Here is a 16,061-nt window from a genome sequence, read left to right on the forward strand (position 1 = left end):
CGGCGAGCCGGCTCTCCGAGTGAAGAGCCGGCTCGCCGCCCGTCACGCGTCGGGGTTGCTGGCGTCGCGGTGGGTCAGCTGGTACGCGGCGTCGACGCCGTCCGCCTCCAGGATCACCGTGACTGGTCCGTCAGGTAGCGAGCAGGAAATGGTCCGCTCGACGGCGTAACCGGTCGGGCCGCAGTAGCGACGTCCCTCCGAGTCGAACACCGACAGGCGAGCGTCACCGGTTCCGTCGGTCCGCTTCCACGTGAACGACTCCGTGGCGGCGCGAGCGTCGGCCGGAATCGAGAAACAGACCCCGAACCGGTCGGCACCCGTCGTCACCGTGGCACCCGTCGCACCCGCGGGCAACGTCGGGCAGGCGGGCGGGCCGTCGGTACGTGCGAACGCGAGCGAGTACGGCCCGTCCGAGGCGCCGTTGCGCGAGTTGAGTACGGCGAAGTACGGTGCCTGGCCGGTCAGCTCGCAGTGGTACTGGCGCAGCGCCCAGGAGGAGTCACACATGAATGCCCCGGTGGAGTCGATCACCGTCACGTCGGGCGAGCCGGCTCCGGTGGCGTCACCCGGGAGCAGTTCGGTGATGAGGGCACCGGAAGGGCTGCTCAACTGGAGGCAGTCGAACTGCGCGGGGTTGGCGAGCTGCCCTCGTACCGGTGCGTCCTGCCAGCCGGTGTCGGACGCCGGCCGGCAGTCGGACGGCAGCCACGGCAACACCGCGAGGTGGTACCGCAGGCTCTCGTCGATCACCGCGTCCACAGTGCCGCCACCGAGCACCAGCGTGTACCTGCCGGCGGCGGGGACCTGACACCACTCGTCCATGCACACCCGGTGGCCGGTGCTGTCGTAGACGTTCGCGTACTGCCGGTAGTTGTCTTCCCCGACCGCCTTGATCCGGTAGGTGCCCGCGGCGGGGAGGTCCAGGACGCGGCACCGGACGGCGCCGAGCGGGCCGGCCGGGGCGGCGTTGTACGCCCCGGGGGTGACCGTCGGGCAGCCGGTCGCGTCCGAGAGGCTGCGGACCTGCATCCGGTAGGTCAGGTCGGTGTCCTCCGAATTCCAGCGGGAGAGGTAGGAGACGACCCGGAAGGTTCCGGTCGACGGAAGGACGCAGCCGTCCTCCCCCTCCGTCGTATCAGCGCACACCACGCCGCCCTGCTCGTCGACGAGCCAGGAGGAGATGTCGTTGTACCGGTCCGGGGTCCGGTACACCATGACGCGCTCACCGGCCTCGCCGTGGAACGGCTGGCAGTTGGTCTGCACCGCCGAGGTCTGGTGCACCGTCAGGGTCGGCTGGTCCCACCCGAGCCCGCTGGGGGCGGCACAACCCTCTGACTGGTCGAGTCGGGCCACCGCCATCCGATAGGTGACCGGTTCCCAGTTCCAGTTCTGCGCCACGAACGTGTAGTTGCCGGCCGTCGGTGCGGCGCAGGACCGCGAGGAGTCCCACTCCGTGCACACCACTCGTCCGGCCTCGTCGTACACCTGCCAGTTGAGGTACTGGTTCGCGTTCTGCTCCATGCGGACGAGCAGTGGGCCGGGGGTGGTGACTCGCAGCGCTTGACAGCCGATGCCCTCGTACGGGGGCACGGTGCCGGTCCCGACCGCGGCGCCGGGGTCACCGAACGCGGTTAGGGGCAGGGCGGGGCAGCCGACGGCCCGCGACAGCCGCGGCATCTTGAGCGTGTAGGCGGCCTTGCTGCCGTAGGCCTCCCGCAGGAAGAGCCGGTACGGCCCGGACCCTTCGAGCGTGCACTCCGTGACGTAGCGCACCGTGCAGACCGGCTGGAACTGCGCATTCAGGATGGCGCCCTGGATGTCCTCGGCACCGCCCGGGTCGGCCAGGTGCAGGACCGAGCCGGCGGGCTGCTTGAACGTGAAGCAGCGGGCGGCCAGGCCGGCGGGCAGCGTGCCGCTGCGTCCGGTCGAGGCGAAGGAGAAGAAGCTCTCGGGCAGGTTGGCGCAGGTGGACGGGGTCCGCATCGACTCTGCCGACAGCGAGTAGGCGCCCTTGCCGGTGCCGTAGTCGAGGCCCACAGTCACCGTGTAGGTGCCCGCGGCGCCGAGCACGCAGTCGGTCAGGTACGAACTGACGTAGCAGGCGTGGGTGCCATCAGGACCCTTGACCTCGGCCCCGACACCGTCGCCGGAGACCTCCAGAAGCCCGATGTAGAGGGTGTCCTGGTCGACAGTCGAGGTGATCGTCCACGTCTGCTTCGTGGCGCCCGAGATCGACGCGCACTTCAGGACCTTGCCCAGCGGGAGCTGCCCGCCGCAGGTGGCGGACGTGCCGACCTTCGCCGGGGTCTCGGTGGCCGCGGGGGTCGCCCGGATGACCGGCGCTTGCGCCGGCTTGGAGGCCGGGCGCGGCTGCTCGGTCGTCACTGCCGGTCGCGCTGACGGCTCGCCGGTCGGAGCGGCGGTCGCTGGACCTGCCAGCACGCCCGCGCCGGCGGCGCTGAGGGCGGCCACGGCCGCCCACCTCGCGACGTGTCTCCACACCGGATCGAACATGGTTGTACGCACGCTTGGCTCCCCCGCTAGAGTCGCGCGATCTGCGCGAGCGCAGGGATAATTTCACGAAGTTCGATAGCCGACAATCGGCTTGTCGGGCATCCGCTGAACGGCGGTTCAGCAGGGGCCGATGCCCTCGTCGAAGAGGCGGCGGGCCCAGTCCGCGTACCCGGCGATGGTTTTTCGGACCGTGCGCCCGTCGTGCAGGAACAGGTACGCGCGGTCGCCACTGCGGGCGAGCAACCCGTCGAGGCGACGCGTCCCCTGTGGAGCCCGCAGCCGGCTGACCTCCGGGTAGCGGTCCCAGACCTCGTCGACGGGCGAGCCCGCCGTTATGCCCTCGGGTGTCCGCATCGGGTCGCCGACCCAGAGCAGCACGAGTTTGTCCTCCACGAAGACCGGGCTGACCATGTCGTGGCCGGCGAGCATCGGCCCGCAGGCGTCCAGGCTGGTACGCAGGATGCCGCGTCGGGTCAGCTCGTCCTCGGTAACACCGAACTCGATGTTGCGCAGGCCGTTCAGGTCGATGATCTCCACGTTGCCGGCGGGCCGACCGTTCGGGATCGACCCGGTTGGCGGTACGCCGCTGCCCGCGATCGAGGCAGCCGTCAACAGTGTGGCGATAAACGCAAATTGTCGCAATTTCATGGAATCCCCCAGTCCCCAACGGAACCGGAGCGTTCAAGTTGCTGCCGAACGCCGGATTACTGGTTTTCCCACTGTTCGACCAGCTCGTCCCAGTGGTCGGCGCTGAGTCGACGCCGCCCGTGCGCCAGCCAACCCTCGGTGCTCCGTTCCAGATGCAACCCCAGCTCGGCGAACGGGTCGATCCAGGTGCCGGGCTCCACGCCGAGCTGACTCAGCGCACCGTTGATCGGCCACTGCTCGCGCGGCGCGCTCAACTCGTCGTCGAAGCGCGGGCCCCAGGACAGCACCCCGCCCAACCACACCGCTGCCGACTGGTGGCCGATGCCACCACCGAACTCCGCCTCCAGATAGGCCACCGGCCCCGACTGTGACCATCGGGTCAGCACCTCGACCAGCGCCGTCGACAACACCAGGTCGAACGGGCGCGCGGCGCTCCGGTCGTCAGTGGCGAAATCCGGCAACGACCCGGTCAGCTCGATCACCAGCTGCGGGGTGACCGGCAGCAACGCGAAGTCCTGGCGCAGCTCGCCGAGGACCGCGTGATCCAGCTCGGCGGTCTGCTCGCGGAGCAGCTCAACGTCCGCGACCACCGCGCTGAGCTGGTAAGCCATCGAACCCTCCGCCGTCCACAGCCTGTGGATAGAACATGTGTACGACGGCTGCAGACCGCCGGCCGCCTCCGGACGGTACCCGTCGTTCCCCCTCAGTTGCCCACTGCCGAATGGTCCGTTCCCCGCACTGCCCGTTCGTCTTATTTTGAAGATCGAGTCGGCTGCCTATGGTGTCCAGGCGCCCATCGAAACGGGGTATCTATGCAGCGAAGCGCAACTTTTCTGGTTCTCCCAACTGTTCTGGCCAGCCTGGCAATCAGTGCCCCCGCAAAGGCTGCGGAAGGCGTCCGGACCATCACCCGGGACGGCGTCGTTCTCCAGCACCACCAGGTGTCCTGGCTGAAGGCGACGCCCCGGTTGCGGGGCACGGGTGTCGGTCAATCCGACTTCGACGGCGACGGCACCGACGACATCGCGGCCTCTGGCGACCCGTTCAATTACAACTTGCCGCTGGTCCCGGCCGGTGTGGTCACCGTGCGGTATTCATCCGCCGCAAAGGTCGACTACCTCATGGGTGCATTACCGGAGGGCGGTGGTTCCGTCGCGTTCGGCACGACTCTCGTGGCGGGGGACTTCAACGGCGACCGTTACGACGACCTGGCGATCGGCAACGCTGACGAGCCGGACGCCCGGACCAAGACCCACGCCGGCGGGATCTGGGTCATTCCGGGAAGCAGCAGCGGCCTGGTGGTCAACTCGGCAATCCATTTCAACCAGGACTCGCCGGGTGTTCCGGACAGCCCGGAGACCTTCGACCAGTTCGGGGGTGCCCTCGCGGCCGGTGACATCAACGGGGATGGCCGCGACGACCTCGCCATCGGCGCCTGGGGCGAGTCGATCGGGACCAAGGCGGCCGCCGGGGCGGTCACCGTCCTCTTCGGTGCGTCGGGCGGCCTCACGGCCACCGGGGCTCAGCACCTTCAGCAGGACCAGGCCGCGGTGCCCGGATCGGCTGAGAGCAACGACCAGTTCGGCTTCACGCTCGCGATCGGAAAGGTCGACAACAACCGGTACCAGGATCTGGTCATCGGCGCTCCGCGGGAAAACGACGGCGCGAGCTGGGACGGCACCGGCATGGTCACCCTGATGTGGGGCTCGGCGAGTGGTGTGTCGTCCACCGGTGCCACCTCGGTCACCGGTGCGGCGATCGAACCCAACGATGGGACCGGCACCGTCGCCTGGTACCTGGGTGACGCGCTCGCGGTCGGCGACCTGAACGGCGACGGGCTGGGCGAGGTGGTCGTCGGTGCCTCCGGCGCGCAGACCCCGCACATCAACGGCGGCCTCATCGCGGCCTTCGCCGGCCGCTCCGGCGGCCTGTCCAGCAGTGCCGTGCAGATCATCACCCAGCGTACGGCCGGTGTGCCGGACGACCCCGAGGACGACGACCGCTTCGGTGGCGTGCTGGCGGTCGGCGACGTGACCGGTGATGGCAAAGCGGACGTGCTGGTCGGTACCCCCGGCGAGGACGTCGGCTCGCGGGTCGACGCCGGCATGATCACCCTGCTCAAGGGGTCCGCCGGTGGGCTGACTGGGGCCGGCGCGCAGGCGTTCGACCAGAACCACGGTGCCGTTCCGGATGCTTCCGAGAACGGCGACAGGTTCGGCTCCTCCGTCGCCCTGCTGAACCTCAGCCGCGCGAGCGGGCTCGACGCCGTCGTGGCGTCAATCGGCGAAGAGGTGAACGGTGACCTCGCCGGATATCCGTCCGGGGTCATGAATCCGTTCTACGCCTCCGCCGGCGGGCTGGCGCCGCAGAACAAGACGTGGAGCGGTCTGTCCGACCGGACCGAGTTCGTCTGGCCCCAGCGCTACGGTCTCCGGATCGCTGGGCCGCAGAGTGGTGGCACGGTTTTCTGAGTGGTGCTCAGCAACGCCCGGTCGGTCTGTCGTGGACCGGCCGGGCGTTTTGCGCGAGTACCGGCCGCGAGCGTGCCGTCAGGCGGGGTCGCTCGGAGTCGGCCGTTGTCAGGCCCGCCGGCGACGGCCGAAAACTGCGGTCAGGCGGGCGTACTCCGCTGCCCGCCGGCCCCTACCGGTGCGCGGTGCCCGCCCATCGAGCCTTCCCGGCGTCAAGCTCCAGATCTTGGACAGTTTCCGTTAGCCCGCCGTGCGAACGGAAACTGTCCAAGATCTCGACGAAGTCGAGGTGCCGGGCCGCAGCCGGCCATGTCGGTCGGCGGTCGGGCGTTTGCGCCAGTCTCGGCCGCGAAGGGTGACGAAGGTCGTCGGGGCGGGTTCAGGCCCGCCGGGATAGCTGGCTGACGAACGCGCGCCAGGCCGTGGGCGCGAAGGCGAGCGCCGGGCCGGTCGGGTCCTTCGAATCCCGTACGCCGACGACGCTGGGCAGGTTGTCGGCGACCTCGACGCAGTTGCCGCCGTTGCCGCTGCTGCGGCTGCTCTTGCGCCACCGGGCGTCGTTCAGCTCCGTGACTCCGCCACTTCCTGGATGAATTCGACCGACTGCCAGTGGGACAACGCCTCGCCGCGCACGTTCTCCCATGCCGCCATCATGGCGGCGATGTCCTCGGGGTCGCTAGCCACTTGTCCCTGAAGTTGGTTGTCGAGGTAGCCGGCGACCCGGTGGTCGTGGCTGTGCGCGCTCACGAAAGGTCCGTTGAGGCACGGGAGCGACCGCGCAGACGACTCAGGGCCGGTCCCCGTTAGGGCCGGCCCTGTCGTTCGTGCTGCTCAAGAGAGCGGAGGATACGAGATTCGAACTCGTGAGGGTGTAAACCCAACACGCTTTCCAAGCGTGCGCCCTAGGCCTCTAGGCGAATCCTCCGCGAGCCAGGATACAGGCCCGTGTCGGGCGGGCCACCCCACCACCCCCTGAAGATCGACGGGCGGTCGGGTAGGCTGGGCGTCACCTCCCGTGCGGCGGTATCTCGTGAACCTCCCCAGGGCCGGAAGGCAGCAAGGATAAGCGAGCTCTGCCGGGTGCACGGGAGGCCTTTTTGTCTGTGGGCCGGTTGATCCACTCGGCATCCGTAATGTCGCGGTGTCCCGGCCACGCGGACACCGCGGTTTCCAGGAAGCCGAGTCGATCAAGGCTGACAGCCGAGTCGATCAAGCCCGAAGGCCCAGGCGCCCGGGGTGGTGGGTGGTCACCCGCGCCCGACCGGCGCAGAATGGCTCGGTCGAGAGGAGGCGGGACGAGTGACGCTGGCGCTCTACCGCAAGTACCGGCCGCGTACCTTCGCTGAGGTCATCGGTCAGGAGCACGTGACCGAGCCGCTGTCGCAGGCGCTGCGCAGCGGACGGCTCAACCACGCCTACCTCTTCTCCGGCCCCCGTGGCTGTGGCAAGACCACCAGCGCTCGGATCATGGCCCGCTCGCTCAACTGTGAGCAGGGCCCCACCCCCGAGCCGTGCGGCAAGTGTGAGTCCTGCCGCTCGCTGGCCACCGACGGCACCGGGTCGATCGACGTGATCGAGATCGACGCGGCCAGCCACGGCGGTGTCGACGACGCCCGCGAGCTGCGCGAGCGCGCCTTCTTCGCGCCGGCCAGCAGTCGCTTCAAGATCTACATCATCGACGAGGCGCACATGGTCTCGACCCAGGGCTTCAACGCCCTGCTCAAGCTGGTCGAGGAGCCCCCGGAGTACGTCAAGTTCATCTTCGCCACCACCGAGCCGGAGAAGGTCCTCGGCACGATCCGGTCGCGGACCCACCACTACCCGTTCCGGCTGTTTCCGCCGAAGGTGGTCCGCCCGTACCTGGAGCAGCTCACCCAGGCCGAGGGCGTCGCCGTCGAGCCGGCGGTCTTTCCGCTGGTCGTCCGCGCCGGTGGCGGCAGCATGCGAGACAGCCTCTCCGTGCTCGACCAGCTCATCGCCGGCGCCGGCGCGGAGGGGGTCAGCTACGCGCGGGCCGTCGCGCTGCTCGGTGTCACCGACTCGGCGCTGATCGACGAGATGTGCGACGCGCTGGCCGCCGGTGACGGCGCGGCCGCGTACGCCACCGTCGACCGGGTCGCCGAGGCCGGGCACGACATGCGCCGGTTCGCCTCCGACCTGCTGGAGCGACTCCGCGACCTGATCGTCATCCAGCAGGTGCCGGACGCCGCCGCGAAGGGTCTGATCGACGGCCCGGCCGACCAGATCGAGCGGATGGCAGCCCAGGCCTCGCAGCTCGGCTCGGCCACGCTGTCCCGTTGCGCAGACATCGTGCACAACGGGCTGGTCGAGATGCGCGGCACCACCGCGCCCCGCCTGCTGCTGGAGCTGATCTGCGCCCGGATGCTGCTGCCCGGCGCGGACGACTCCACCGGCGGCCTGCTCCAGCGCCTGGAGCGGATGGAACGCCGGCTCACCCTGGGCGGCACCGACGCGCCGTCGGCCGCCGCCGGCTCCGCGCCGACCAACCACCCAGGGGTACGCCCACAGCAAGCCACCCCGGTCCCGGCTGCCGCCACCCCGGCACCCGCGAACGCCCCGACCTCCGCACCGCCGTGGGCGGTCGACCCGGCAGCGTCCCCGACCCAGAGCGCTGCGGTCGCTCCCGCCCCGGCTGCTTCGGTCACCGGGGCACCCGCCACGCACGCTCCGACCTCCGGTGCACCTACCTCTTACGTCGTGGCGGCCGACTCGCCGATCCCGGTCTCTCCCGGCGCGTCGACCGGGTCGGCCCCCGCTGACCAGGCCGGGCCCGTCTCACCCGCCGGGCCGGCTCCGCGTCGCGTGGTGCCACCGTCGGCGGTGCTTCCCGACCCGGCCACGCCCGCGCCGCCCCGACCCGGAGCGCCAGCCGCCGCGCTGGACGCGGTCGCGGTCCGCCGCGTCTGGCCGGACGTGGTCGGCAAGGTCAACCGGACCAACAAGCGGATCGCCGCCCTGATGCGCGACGCGGTCGTCCGCGAACTCGACGGCGACATGCTGGTGCTGACGGTGAAGTCCACAGTGCTGGCCAAGATGATGGCCGACCACGCGGCGGTGCTCACCGACGCGCTCTACGAGGAGTTGGGCGGGCGCTGGCAGATCCGGTGCGAGGTGGCCGGCGAGCGCGGTGGCGTGTCGCTGTCCGGTTCACCGCGCACACAGCAGACCGCACCGGCCCGCCCCGACGCGCCCGCCGCCGCGACCCCGACTGCCGCCGGCCCGACGAGCGCGCCGCCGGCCGGGCCGAGCACGAACCCCGCGCCAGCCTCGAACCCCGCGCCTGCCTCGAACGGTGCGCCTGGGTCCAACGCCGCGTCCGGCTCGAACCCCGCGCCTGCCTCGAACGGTGCGCCTCGGTCCAACGCCGCGTCCGGCTCGAACCCCGCACCTGGCTCGAACCCCGCACCTGGCTCGAACGGTGCGCCTGGCTCGAACCCCGCGCCTGGCTCGAACGCAGCGCCTGGGTCCAACGCCGCGTCCGGCTCGAACCCCGAACCTGGCTCGAACGGTGCGCCTGGCACGAACACGCCTGGCTCGAACCCTGCGCCTGGCACGAACACGTCTGGCTCGACCGCTGGGCCCGGCTCAACCGCAGCGCCAGGTGCGAACGCCGCCGGGCGAGGGACTGTGGGACCCAACGCCCCGATCGCCGCCGGTCCGACGAACGCCTCGCCGGCCGCAGCCAACCCGACCGGCCCCGGCTCGGCTTCGCGTGGTGGTGTCGGTGCGGGTTCCGCTGGTCACGGTGCTGGTGGGCAGGGCGCAGCGCCCTCCGCCCCGGCGGCGGACGACGACGGCGACTGGCCGGAGGCGGCCCGCCCCGGCGGCGGCGCCCTCGTCGCCGAGGCTACGGATGACGAGGACTGGCCGGAGGCCGCCCGACCTGGCGGCGCGTCGGCCGGAAACGAGTCGAGCCCGCACTCCGCACCGGCGTCGAGCGGCGCGAACGGCAACCCCGGGAGCGGGAACGCCGGGAACGGCAGCGGCACCAACGGTGGTGGCGCGAACGGCACCTGGCCGGAAGGTTCGGGCGGTTCCGGGTCAGCGGCCGGTGGCGGTAAGCCGGGCGGGCGGGGTAACCCGACACCGGCGGCCCGGCAGCCGGCGACAGCCGGTGGTGCGCCGGTGAGCAGCGCCATCGCCGCGGCTCGCGCGGCGGCGGCGGGGCGCGGTGCGCGTACCGGAGCGGCAGCCCGGCCGGTCGCGGACGCCGAATGGGCGGGCGAGCCGCCCTACGACCCGGACTTCGACGGCCCAGCGCGGGCCGGCCGACCCGGCGGCGCGGCACCGGCCGCGGCCCCGGCCTTCGAGGGGTTCGACCCGGGCGACGAGCCGTTGGACGAGATCATCGACGAGAAGACCGCACGGGAGTCCAGCGAGGAACAGGCGGTACGGCTGCTCCGGGAAACCTTCGGCGCCGAGAAGATCAACGAAGTCGACGCCCGCTAGCGACCCGGCCCCGGCCCGGCCCCGGCCCGGCCCCGGCCCGGCCCCGGCCCGGCTCGCTCGGGCCGGCGATCTTGCAGTTTCGGTCGTCGTCTTGCGCAGAATGCCCCCTTATGTCGCGGCAGGAAGTGCAAGATCGCGCAGGGGAGGGGCCTCGGCTAGCAGGACACCCAGAGTGCAGGCCCAGAGGGGGAACGGAAGGACGGCTACCCGTTCCATACCGCCTACCCCGATCCCCAGGCCTTGCTGGGCGGCGAACAGGGTCGTTCCGGCCAGCGCGATGAGCCCGGCGGTGAGGGTGAGTCGTCGCCATCGGCCGAGCGTCGTGCTGCGGGGTGCGAAGCCGGCGAGGAGCAGGCCGATGTTGCCTATCCCCATGATCAGGACTGCGCCGAGGACGTGCAGGTTCTCGTCGATGTCGGCCGGGTAGAGGGCCACGAGGGCGTATCCGCCGGTGGCCAGCAGCAGGAGTGTCTGGGCCGTGCGCACAACCGGGCCGTGAGCGAGGATCCGCCAGGTCAGCAGGAGCCCGGCGGCGAGCAGGACGGCGGTGGCCAGTGTCGCGGTGTTCATCAGTGGGTGCCACGGTGAGCAGACGTAGCGGGGGCGGGTGGTGTCCCAGATGCCGCAGTGGGCGTTGCCGAGGTCGCTGATGTTGTGGGTGGCCCAGCTGTAGGCGGGCTCGCGCCACCGCAGCCCGGTGATCAGGCTGGCGACGAGGAAGATGGGCGCGGCCCCGAGCCAGCACAGTGCGCCGACCCGGCCGGTGCGGTTGAGGTTCATGCCACGAGCAGACCAGTGCGACGGGTATGGGCGCACTACCAGCAGATGGCCGGTTCGGGGTAGGGGTAGCCGTACCCGAAGGCTCGGCGTGGGCGGACGCACCGGGCGGGGCGAGGTCGGTCCCAGCGGATAGGCTGAGCGGCGGTCGAGCAGACGAGTGCGAGAAGGAGCCATCCCGTGCGCCCAGGTGGACAGCCGAACATGCAGCAGATGCTGAAGCAGGCGCAGAAGATGCAGCAGCAGATCGCCGCCGCCCAGGCCGAGCTGGCCGAGGCCGAGCTGACCGGCACCGCCGGCGGCGGGCTGGTCACCGCGACGGTCTCCGGCTCCGGTGAGTTGAAGGCCATCAAGATCGACCCGAAGGCCGTCGACCCGGACGACGTGGAGACGCTGGAGGATCTGGTCGTCGCGGCCGTGCACAACGCCGCCGAGGCGGCCCGGGAGCTGACCGAGCGCAAGATGGGCCCGGTCGCCGGCGGCATGGGCGGCCTCGGCCTGCCCGGTTTCTGAGCCGGCAGATGTACGAAGGTGCCATCCAGGATCTGATCGACGAGCTGGGGCGGCTGCCGGGCGTGGGCCCGAAGAGCGCTCAGCGGATCGCGTTCTACGTCCTCTCGGCGGATCCGGCCGACGTCAACCGGCTGGCCGGCGCGCTGCGCAAGGTCAAGGAGCTGGTGCGGTTCTGCACGACCTGCTACAACGTGGCCGAGTCCGAGCAGTGCCGGATCTGCCGCGACCCGCGCCGCACCGACGAGGTGCTGTGCGTGGTGGAGGAGCCCAAGGACGTGGTGGCCGTCGAGCGGACGGGTGAGTTCCGCGGTCGCTACCACGTGCTGGGTGGCGCGATCAATCCGCTGGAGGGGATCGGCCCGGACAACCTGCGCATCCGGGAGTTGATGATCCGGCTCGGTGGCGGCGGTGTGCGGGAGTTGATCCTGGCCACGGATCCGAACACCGAGGGCGAGGCGACGGCCACCTACCTGGCGTTGATGGTGAAGCCGATGGGCATCTCGGTGACCCGGCTGGCCAGTGGGCTGCCGGTCGGCGGCGATCTGGAGTACGCCGACGAGATCACCCTTGGTCGGGCCTTCGAGGGGCGCCGCGCGGTCTGATTTCCTGACGTACGGCCGGTGGCCGGCACCCCGTGTGGGTGCCGGCCGCCGCTGCGTCTGTGCCCGGAAATGATCTGACACCTGTGCCCTCATCGGGGCTGTTCGACGTAACAGTTTGGCATCGCGGGTGCTGATTGATCGGTTTTTGCCGCTGTTTACCTAAGAATCGAATGTCAAGCGGCGGTTGAGGCACGATCCGATACCAACCGTCCACTCAGCGGTTTCCGGGTGGACGCATCGGGAGCTATGGTCACCGCCATCGGTGACCCCTGTCACCACGTTGTCCGTACCCCCAAGGACGAGGTGAAGCACACATGCGTGCACCCAGGCCGAAGGTCGCGATCGCGGCCATCGCGGTCGCGGCCCTCGCGGTAGCAGGCTGCGCCGAGAGCAACCGCGACGACGACAAATCCGGTGGTAGCAAGAAGGACACCCTGGTCTTCGGCGTCGCCGGAGACCCGAAGGTGCTCGACCCGAGCTTCGCCAGCGACGGTGAGTCGCTGCGTGTGGCGCGTCAGGTCTTCGAGACCCTGGTCCGACCGGAGGAGGGTGGCACCAAGGTCACCCCCGGCCTGGCCGAGTCCTGGACCCCGGACGCCGCCGGCACCACCTGGACCTTCAAGCTCCGCTCGGGCGTGAAGTTCCACGACGGCACCGACTTCAACGCCGAGGCCGTCTGCGTCAACTTCAACCGCTGGTACAACGCCAAGGGCCTCATGCAGAGCCCGGACGTGACCGCGTACTGGCAGGACGTCATGGGTGGCTTCGCGAAGAACGAGAGCGAAGACCTGCCCCCGAGCCTCTTCAAGTCGTGCGCCGCCAAGGACGCGACCACTGTGGACCTGGCGTTCACCCGGGTCTCCAGCAAGGTTCCAGCCGCGCTGATGCTCCCCTCGTTCTCCATCCACAGCCCGAAGGCGCTGCAGGAGTTCGACGCGAGCAACGTCGCGGGCACCGCCGAGGACATCAAGTACCCGGCGTACGCCACGGCGCACCCGACCGGCACCGGCCCGTTCAAGTTCAAGGCCTGGGACGTCGCCAACAAGACGCTGACCCTGGAGCGCAACGAGGACTACTCGGGCACCAAGGCCAAGCTGAAGACCCTGATCTTCAAGACGATCTCGGACGAGAACGCTCGCAAGCAGGCGCTGCGCTCCGGCGACATCCAGGGCTACGACCTGGTTGGCCCGGCCGACGTCGAGCCGCTGAAGAGCGAGGGCTTCAACATGCTCACGCGCCCGGCGTTCAACGTGCTCTACCTGGCGATGAACCAGAAGGGCAACCCGAAGCTCGCCGACATCCGCGTCCGGCAGGCCATCGCGTACGCCCTGAACCGTCAGCAGCTGGTCACGTCCAAGCTGCCGCCGGGTGCCAAGGTCGCCGACAACTTCATGCCGGACACCGTCGAGGGCTGGAACGGTGACGTCACGAAGTACACCTACGACCCGGCCAAGGCGAAGGCGCTGCTGGCCGAGGCCGGCGCGTCGAACCTGACGCTGAAGTTCCACTACCCGACCGAGGTCACCCGGCCGTACATGCCGAACCCGAAGGACATCTTCGAGTTGCTCTCGGCGGACCTGAAGGCCGTTGGCATCACCGTCGAGGCGATCCCGCTGAAGTGGAGCCCGGACTACCTGAACGCCACCACCTCGGGTAGCAAGCACGACATCCACTTCCTGGGCTGGACCGGCGACTACGGCGACGCCTACAACTTCATCGGCACCTTCTTCGACCGGCCGAAGGACGAGTGGGGCTTCAACAACAAGGCCCTGTTCGACCAGTTCAAGGACGCGGACACCACCGCGGACATCGCGGCCCGGACCGAGAAGTACAAGGCCCTGAACAAGTCCGTGATGGAGTTCCTGCCCGGTGTGCCGATCTCGCACTCGCCGCCGGCGATCGTGTTCGGCAAGGACGTGACCGGCGTCAAGGCGAGCCCGCTCACCGACGAGCGCTTCGCCACCGCCGAGTTCAAGTAAGTCCTGATCTGACGCAAGGAACGCGGGCGGGCGCTGTCGCACAGCGCCCGCCCGCAACCCTCCGCACCCCTTCGAGGCCGCCGTGTTCCGGTTCATCGTCAGGCGCCTGCTTCAGCTGATACCCACGCTGTTCGGGCTCTCCCTTCTGCTCTTCATCTGGCTCCGCCGGCTCCCCGGCGGCCCCGAGACCGCCATCCTCGGCGAGCGGGGCACGCCCGAGATGCGTGCCGCCATCCGCCGCAACATGGGGCTCGACGAGCCCATCCTGGTGCAGTACGGCCGGTTCGTCCGGCGGATGATCAAGCTCGACCTGGGCACCTCGACCTCCACCAAGCGGGCGGTCACCACGGAGTTCATCGAGCGCTTCCCCGGCACCGTCGAGCTGACCATCACCGCGATGATCATCGCGATCGGCATCGGTATCCCGCTGGGCTACCTGGCCGCCCGCCGTCGCGGCCGTTTCCTGGACCACGCGTCCGTGGGCGGTTCGCTGATCGGCATCTGCATCCCGGTGTTCTTCCTGGGCTACGTGCTCAAGGCGATCTTCTCGGAGAACCTGCACTGGTTCCCGTCCAGCGGCCGGCAGGACCCGACGCTCGAGGCGACCCGGGTCACCAACTTCTTCGTCCTCGACGGCCTGATGACCCGCGAGTGGGACGCCGCCGCCGACGCGCTCTGGCATCTCGTGCTGCCCGCCATCGCGCTGGCCAGCATCCCGCTGGCGATCATCGTCCGAATCACCCGGGCGAGCGTGCTGGAGGTGCTCAACGAGGACTTCGTGCGCACCGCCGAGGCGAAGGGCCTGACCGAGCAGACGGTCCGTCGCCGGCACGTCCTGCGCAACGCGATGCTGCCGGTGGCCACCTCGATCGGTCTGCTCGCTGGCGGCCTGCTCTCCGGCGCCGTGCTGACCGAGACCGTCTTCGCCTTCAGTGGCATCGGAGCGTTCGTCGCCGAGGCCATCGGCCAACGCGACTATCCGGTGCTGATGGGCTTCATCCTGATCATCGCGGTGGTGTACGTGCTGGTGAACCTCCTGGTCGATCTCTCCTACAGCTTCATCGACCCGAGGGTGAGGGTGCGATGACACTCAGCCCAGGCAAGAAGCGCGAAAAGATCGACCGGCTCTCCGAACTGGCCGCCCGTGACGACGAGCGGGGCGTCAGCCTCTGGCAGGAGGCGTTCCGCCGGCTGCGCGGCAACCCGGCCGCGATCGTCGGCGCCGTCATTCTGGCGCTCTTCGTGCTGGTCGCGGTCATCGGACCGTTCCTCGTGCCGTACGCGCCGACGGACACGGTCGGCATCCGGGAAGGTCTGATCAAGCCGGGTGTCATCCCCGGCCCGACCGGCGACCACTGGTTCGGTTACGACCACCAGGGCCGCGACGAGTTCAGCCGGATGATCGTGGGCGCCCGGCAGACCCTGCTGGTCGGCGTGGTCTCCACCCTGATCGGTCTGGCGATCGGCGCGCTGATCGGTGGCGTCTCCGGTGCCGCGGCCGGCCTCGGTGGCCGGTGGGGGCGGTGGATCGACACCACCCTGATGCGCTTCATCGACATGCTGCTGGCGATGCCGAGCCTGCTGCTGGCGGTGAGCATCGCCGCCCTGCTCGGGGCCAGCCTGACCACGGTGATGATCGCGGTCGGTGTGGTCTCGGTGCCGGTGTTCGCCCGGCTGCTGCGCGGCTCGATGATCTCCCAGGCCAACAGCGACTACGTGCTGGCGGCGACCTCGCTCGGCGTCAAGAAGTCGAAGATCGCGCTGACCCACGTGGTGCCGAACTCGCTCGCCCCGGTTATCGTGCAGGCCACGCTGACCCTGGCCACCGCGATCATCGAGGCCGCGGCGCTCTCCTTCCTCGGCCTCGGCAACCCGGACACCGCCGTACCGGAGTGGGGGGTCATGCTCGCCGATGCGCAGCAGTACCTCGGCATCCGGCCGTCACTGGCGATCTACCCGGCGGTCGCGATCATCATCACCGCGCTCGGCTTCACCCTGCTGGGTGAGGCGATGCGCGAGGCCCTCGACCCGAAGCTGCGGAAGTAGGCCCGGAATGTGTGAAGCGCGAGGAGTGAGCTTGCGAGCCC

12 protein-coding genes, 1 tRNA gene, 1 other RNA gene and 1 pseudogene are annotated in these 16,061 nt (G+C 70.0%); 8 read left to right on the top strand and 7 right to left on the bottom strand.

Going from position 1 to position 16,061, the window contains the following annotated elements:
• Positions 1 to 42 precede the first annotated feature (42 nt).
• From ACFYP0_RS31190 to ACFYP0_RS31200, 3 genes are all read right to left on the bottom strand, one after another.
• Positions 43 to 2,472 (bottom strand): hypothetical protein, encoded by a 2,430-nt coding sequence (locus ACFYP0_RS31190; protein WP_355500652.1) that lies wholly within the window; start codon positions 2,470 to 2,472, stop codon positions 43 to 45.
• Positions 2,473 to 2,631: 159 nt separating this feature from the next.
• Positions 2,632 to 3,126, bottom strand: a complete 495-nt coding sequence (locus ACFYP0_RS31195; RefSeq protein WP_386998416.1) for a hypothetical protein — start codon at positions 3,124 to 3,126, stop codon at positions 2,632 to 2,634.
• 92 nt (positions 3,127 to 3,218) lie between these two features.
• A complete protein-coding gene (locus ACFYP0_RS31200; RefSeq protein WP_355500657.1) occupies positions 3,219 to 3,773 on the bottom strand; it encodes a hypothetical protein in 555 nt (184 codons plus the stop codon).
• A 201-nt stretch (positions 3,774 to 3,974) separates the two neighbouring features.
• On the opposite strand from ACFYP0_RS31200, the gene ACFYP0_RS31205 reads away from it, so the two are divergent.
• Positions 3,975 to 5,633 carry a hypothetical protein gene (locus ACFYP0_RS31205; RefSeq protein ID WP_386998417.1) on the top strand — a complete coding sequence of 553 codons (1,659 nt, stop codon included), beginning with the start codon at positions 3,975 to 3,977 and terminating at the stop codon, positions 5,631 to 5,633.
• Between the two features lie 379 nt (positions 5,634 to 6,012).
• Here the strand turns inward: ACFYP0_RS31205 and ACFYP0_RS31210 are convergent, their stop codons facing one another.
• The 3 genes and pseudogenes from ACFYP0_RS31210 to ACFYP0_RS31220 form a co-directional block, all read right to left on the bottom strand.
• A complete protein-coding gene (locus ACFYP0_RS31210; protein WP_355500752.1) occupies positions 6,013 to 6,228 on the bottom strand; it encodes a DUF397 domain-containing protein in 216 nt (71 codons plus the stop codon).
• Positions 6,195 to 6,395 (bottom strand): annotated as a pseudogene (locus ACFYP0_RS31215) (Scr1 family TA system antitoxin-like transcriptional regulator); the annotation flags it as partial. The pseudogene ACFYP0_RS31215 and the gene ACFYP0_RS31210, both read right to left, overlap by 34 nt.
• A 78-nt stretch (positions 6,396 to 6,473) precedes the next feature.
• Positions 6,474 to 6,558: transfer RNA gene (locus ACFYP0_RS31220), tRNA-Ser, on the bottom strand.
• 82 nt (positions 6,559 to 6,640) lie between these two features.
• Here ACFYP0_RS31220 and ffs point away from each other — a divergent pair.
• Both ffs and ACFYP0_RS31230 read left to right on the top strand, forming a co-directional pair.
• An RNA gene (gene ffs / locus ACFYP0_RS31225) (signal recognition particle sRNA small type) lies at positions 6,641 to 6,730 on the top strand.
• A 202-nt stretch (positions 6,731 to 6,932) separates the two neighbouring features.
• Positions 6,933 to 10,103: a DNA polymerase III subunit gamma and tau gene (locus tag ACFYP0_RS31230; RefSeq protein ID WP_386998418.1), complete on the top strand. Its 3,171-nt coding sequence runs from the start codon at positions 6,933 to 6,935 to the stop codon at positions 10,101 to 10,103.
• A gap of 108 nt (positions 10,104 to 10,211) precedes the next feature.
• On the opposite strand, the gene ACFYP0_RS31235 is transcribed toward ACFYP0_RS31230, so the two are convergent.
• Positions 10,212 to 10,883, bottom strand: a complete 672-nt coding sequence (locus ACFYP0_RS31235) for a DUF998 domain-containing protein (protein ID WP_386998419.1) — start codon at positions 10,881 to 10,883, stop codon at positions 10,212 to 10,214.
• 201 nt (positions 10,884 to 11,084) lie between these two features.
• Here ACFYP0_RS31235 and ACFYP0_RS31240 point away from each other — a divergent pair, with 201 nt between their 5' ends.
• The 5 genes from ACFYP0_RS31240 (at position 11,085) to ACFYP0_RS31260 (ending at position 16,020) form a co-directional block, all read left to right on the top strand.
• Entirely contained in the window at positions 11,085 to 11,393 is a 309-nt protein-coding gene (locus ACFYP0_RS31240) for a YbaB/EbfC family nucleoid-associated protein (protein WP_007466279.1), read from the top strand.
• 8 nt (positions 11,394 to 11,401) lie between these two features.
• Entirely contained in the window at positions 11,402 to 11,995 is a 594-nt protein-coding gene (recR, locus tag ACFYP0_RS31245) for a recombination mediator RecR (protein ID WP_124856597.1), read from the top strand.
• Between the two features lie 314 nt (positions 11,996 to 12,309).
• Positions 12,310 to 13,974 (top strand): ABC transporter substrate-binding protein, encoded by a 1,665-nt coding sequence (locus ACFYP0_RS31250; RefSeq protein WP_386998420.1) that lies wholly within the window; start codon positions 12,310 to 12,312, stop codon positions 13,972 to 13,974.
• A gap of 82 nt (positions 13,975 to 14,056) precedes the next feature.
• Complete coding sequence (locus tag ACFYP0_RS31255) at positions 14,057 to 15,061, top strand: ABC transporter permease (RefSeq protein ID WP_088950603.1); 1,005 nt, start codon at positions 14,057 to 14,059, stop codon at positions 15,059 to 15,061.
• A complete protein-coding gene (locus ACFYP0_RS31260) occupies positions 15,058 to 16,020 on the top strand; it encodes an ABC transporter permease (RefSeq protein WP_124856601.1) in 963 nt (320 codons plus the stop codon). Before ACFYP0_RS31255 ends, ACFYP0_RS31260 begins: the two co-directional genes overlap by 4 nt.
• The last annotated feature ends 41 nt before the right edge of the window (positions 16,021 to 16,061 follow it).

Origin of the sequence: Micromonospora arida, assembly GCF_042873195.1 — a bacterium.
Taxonomy (GTDB): Bacteria; Actinomycetota; Actinomycetes; order Mycobacteriales; family Micromonosporaceae; genus Micromonospora; species Micromonospora arida.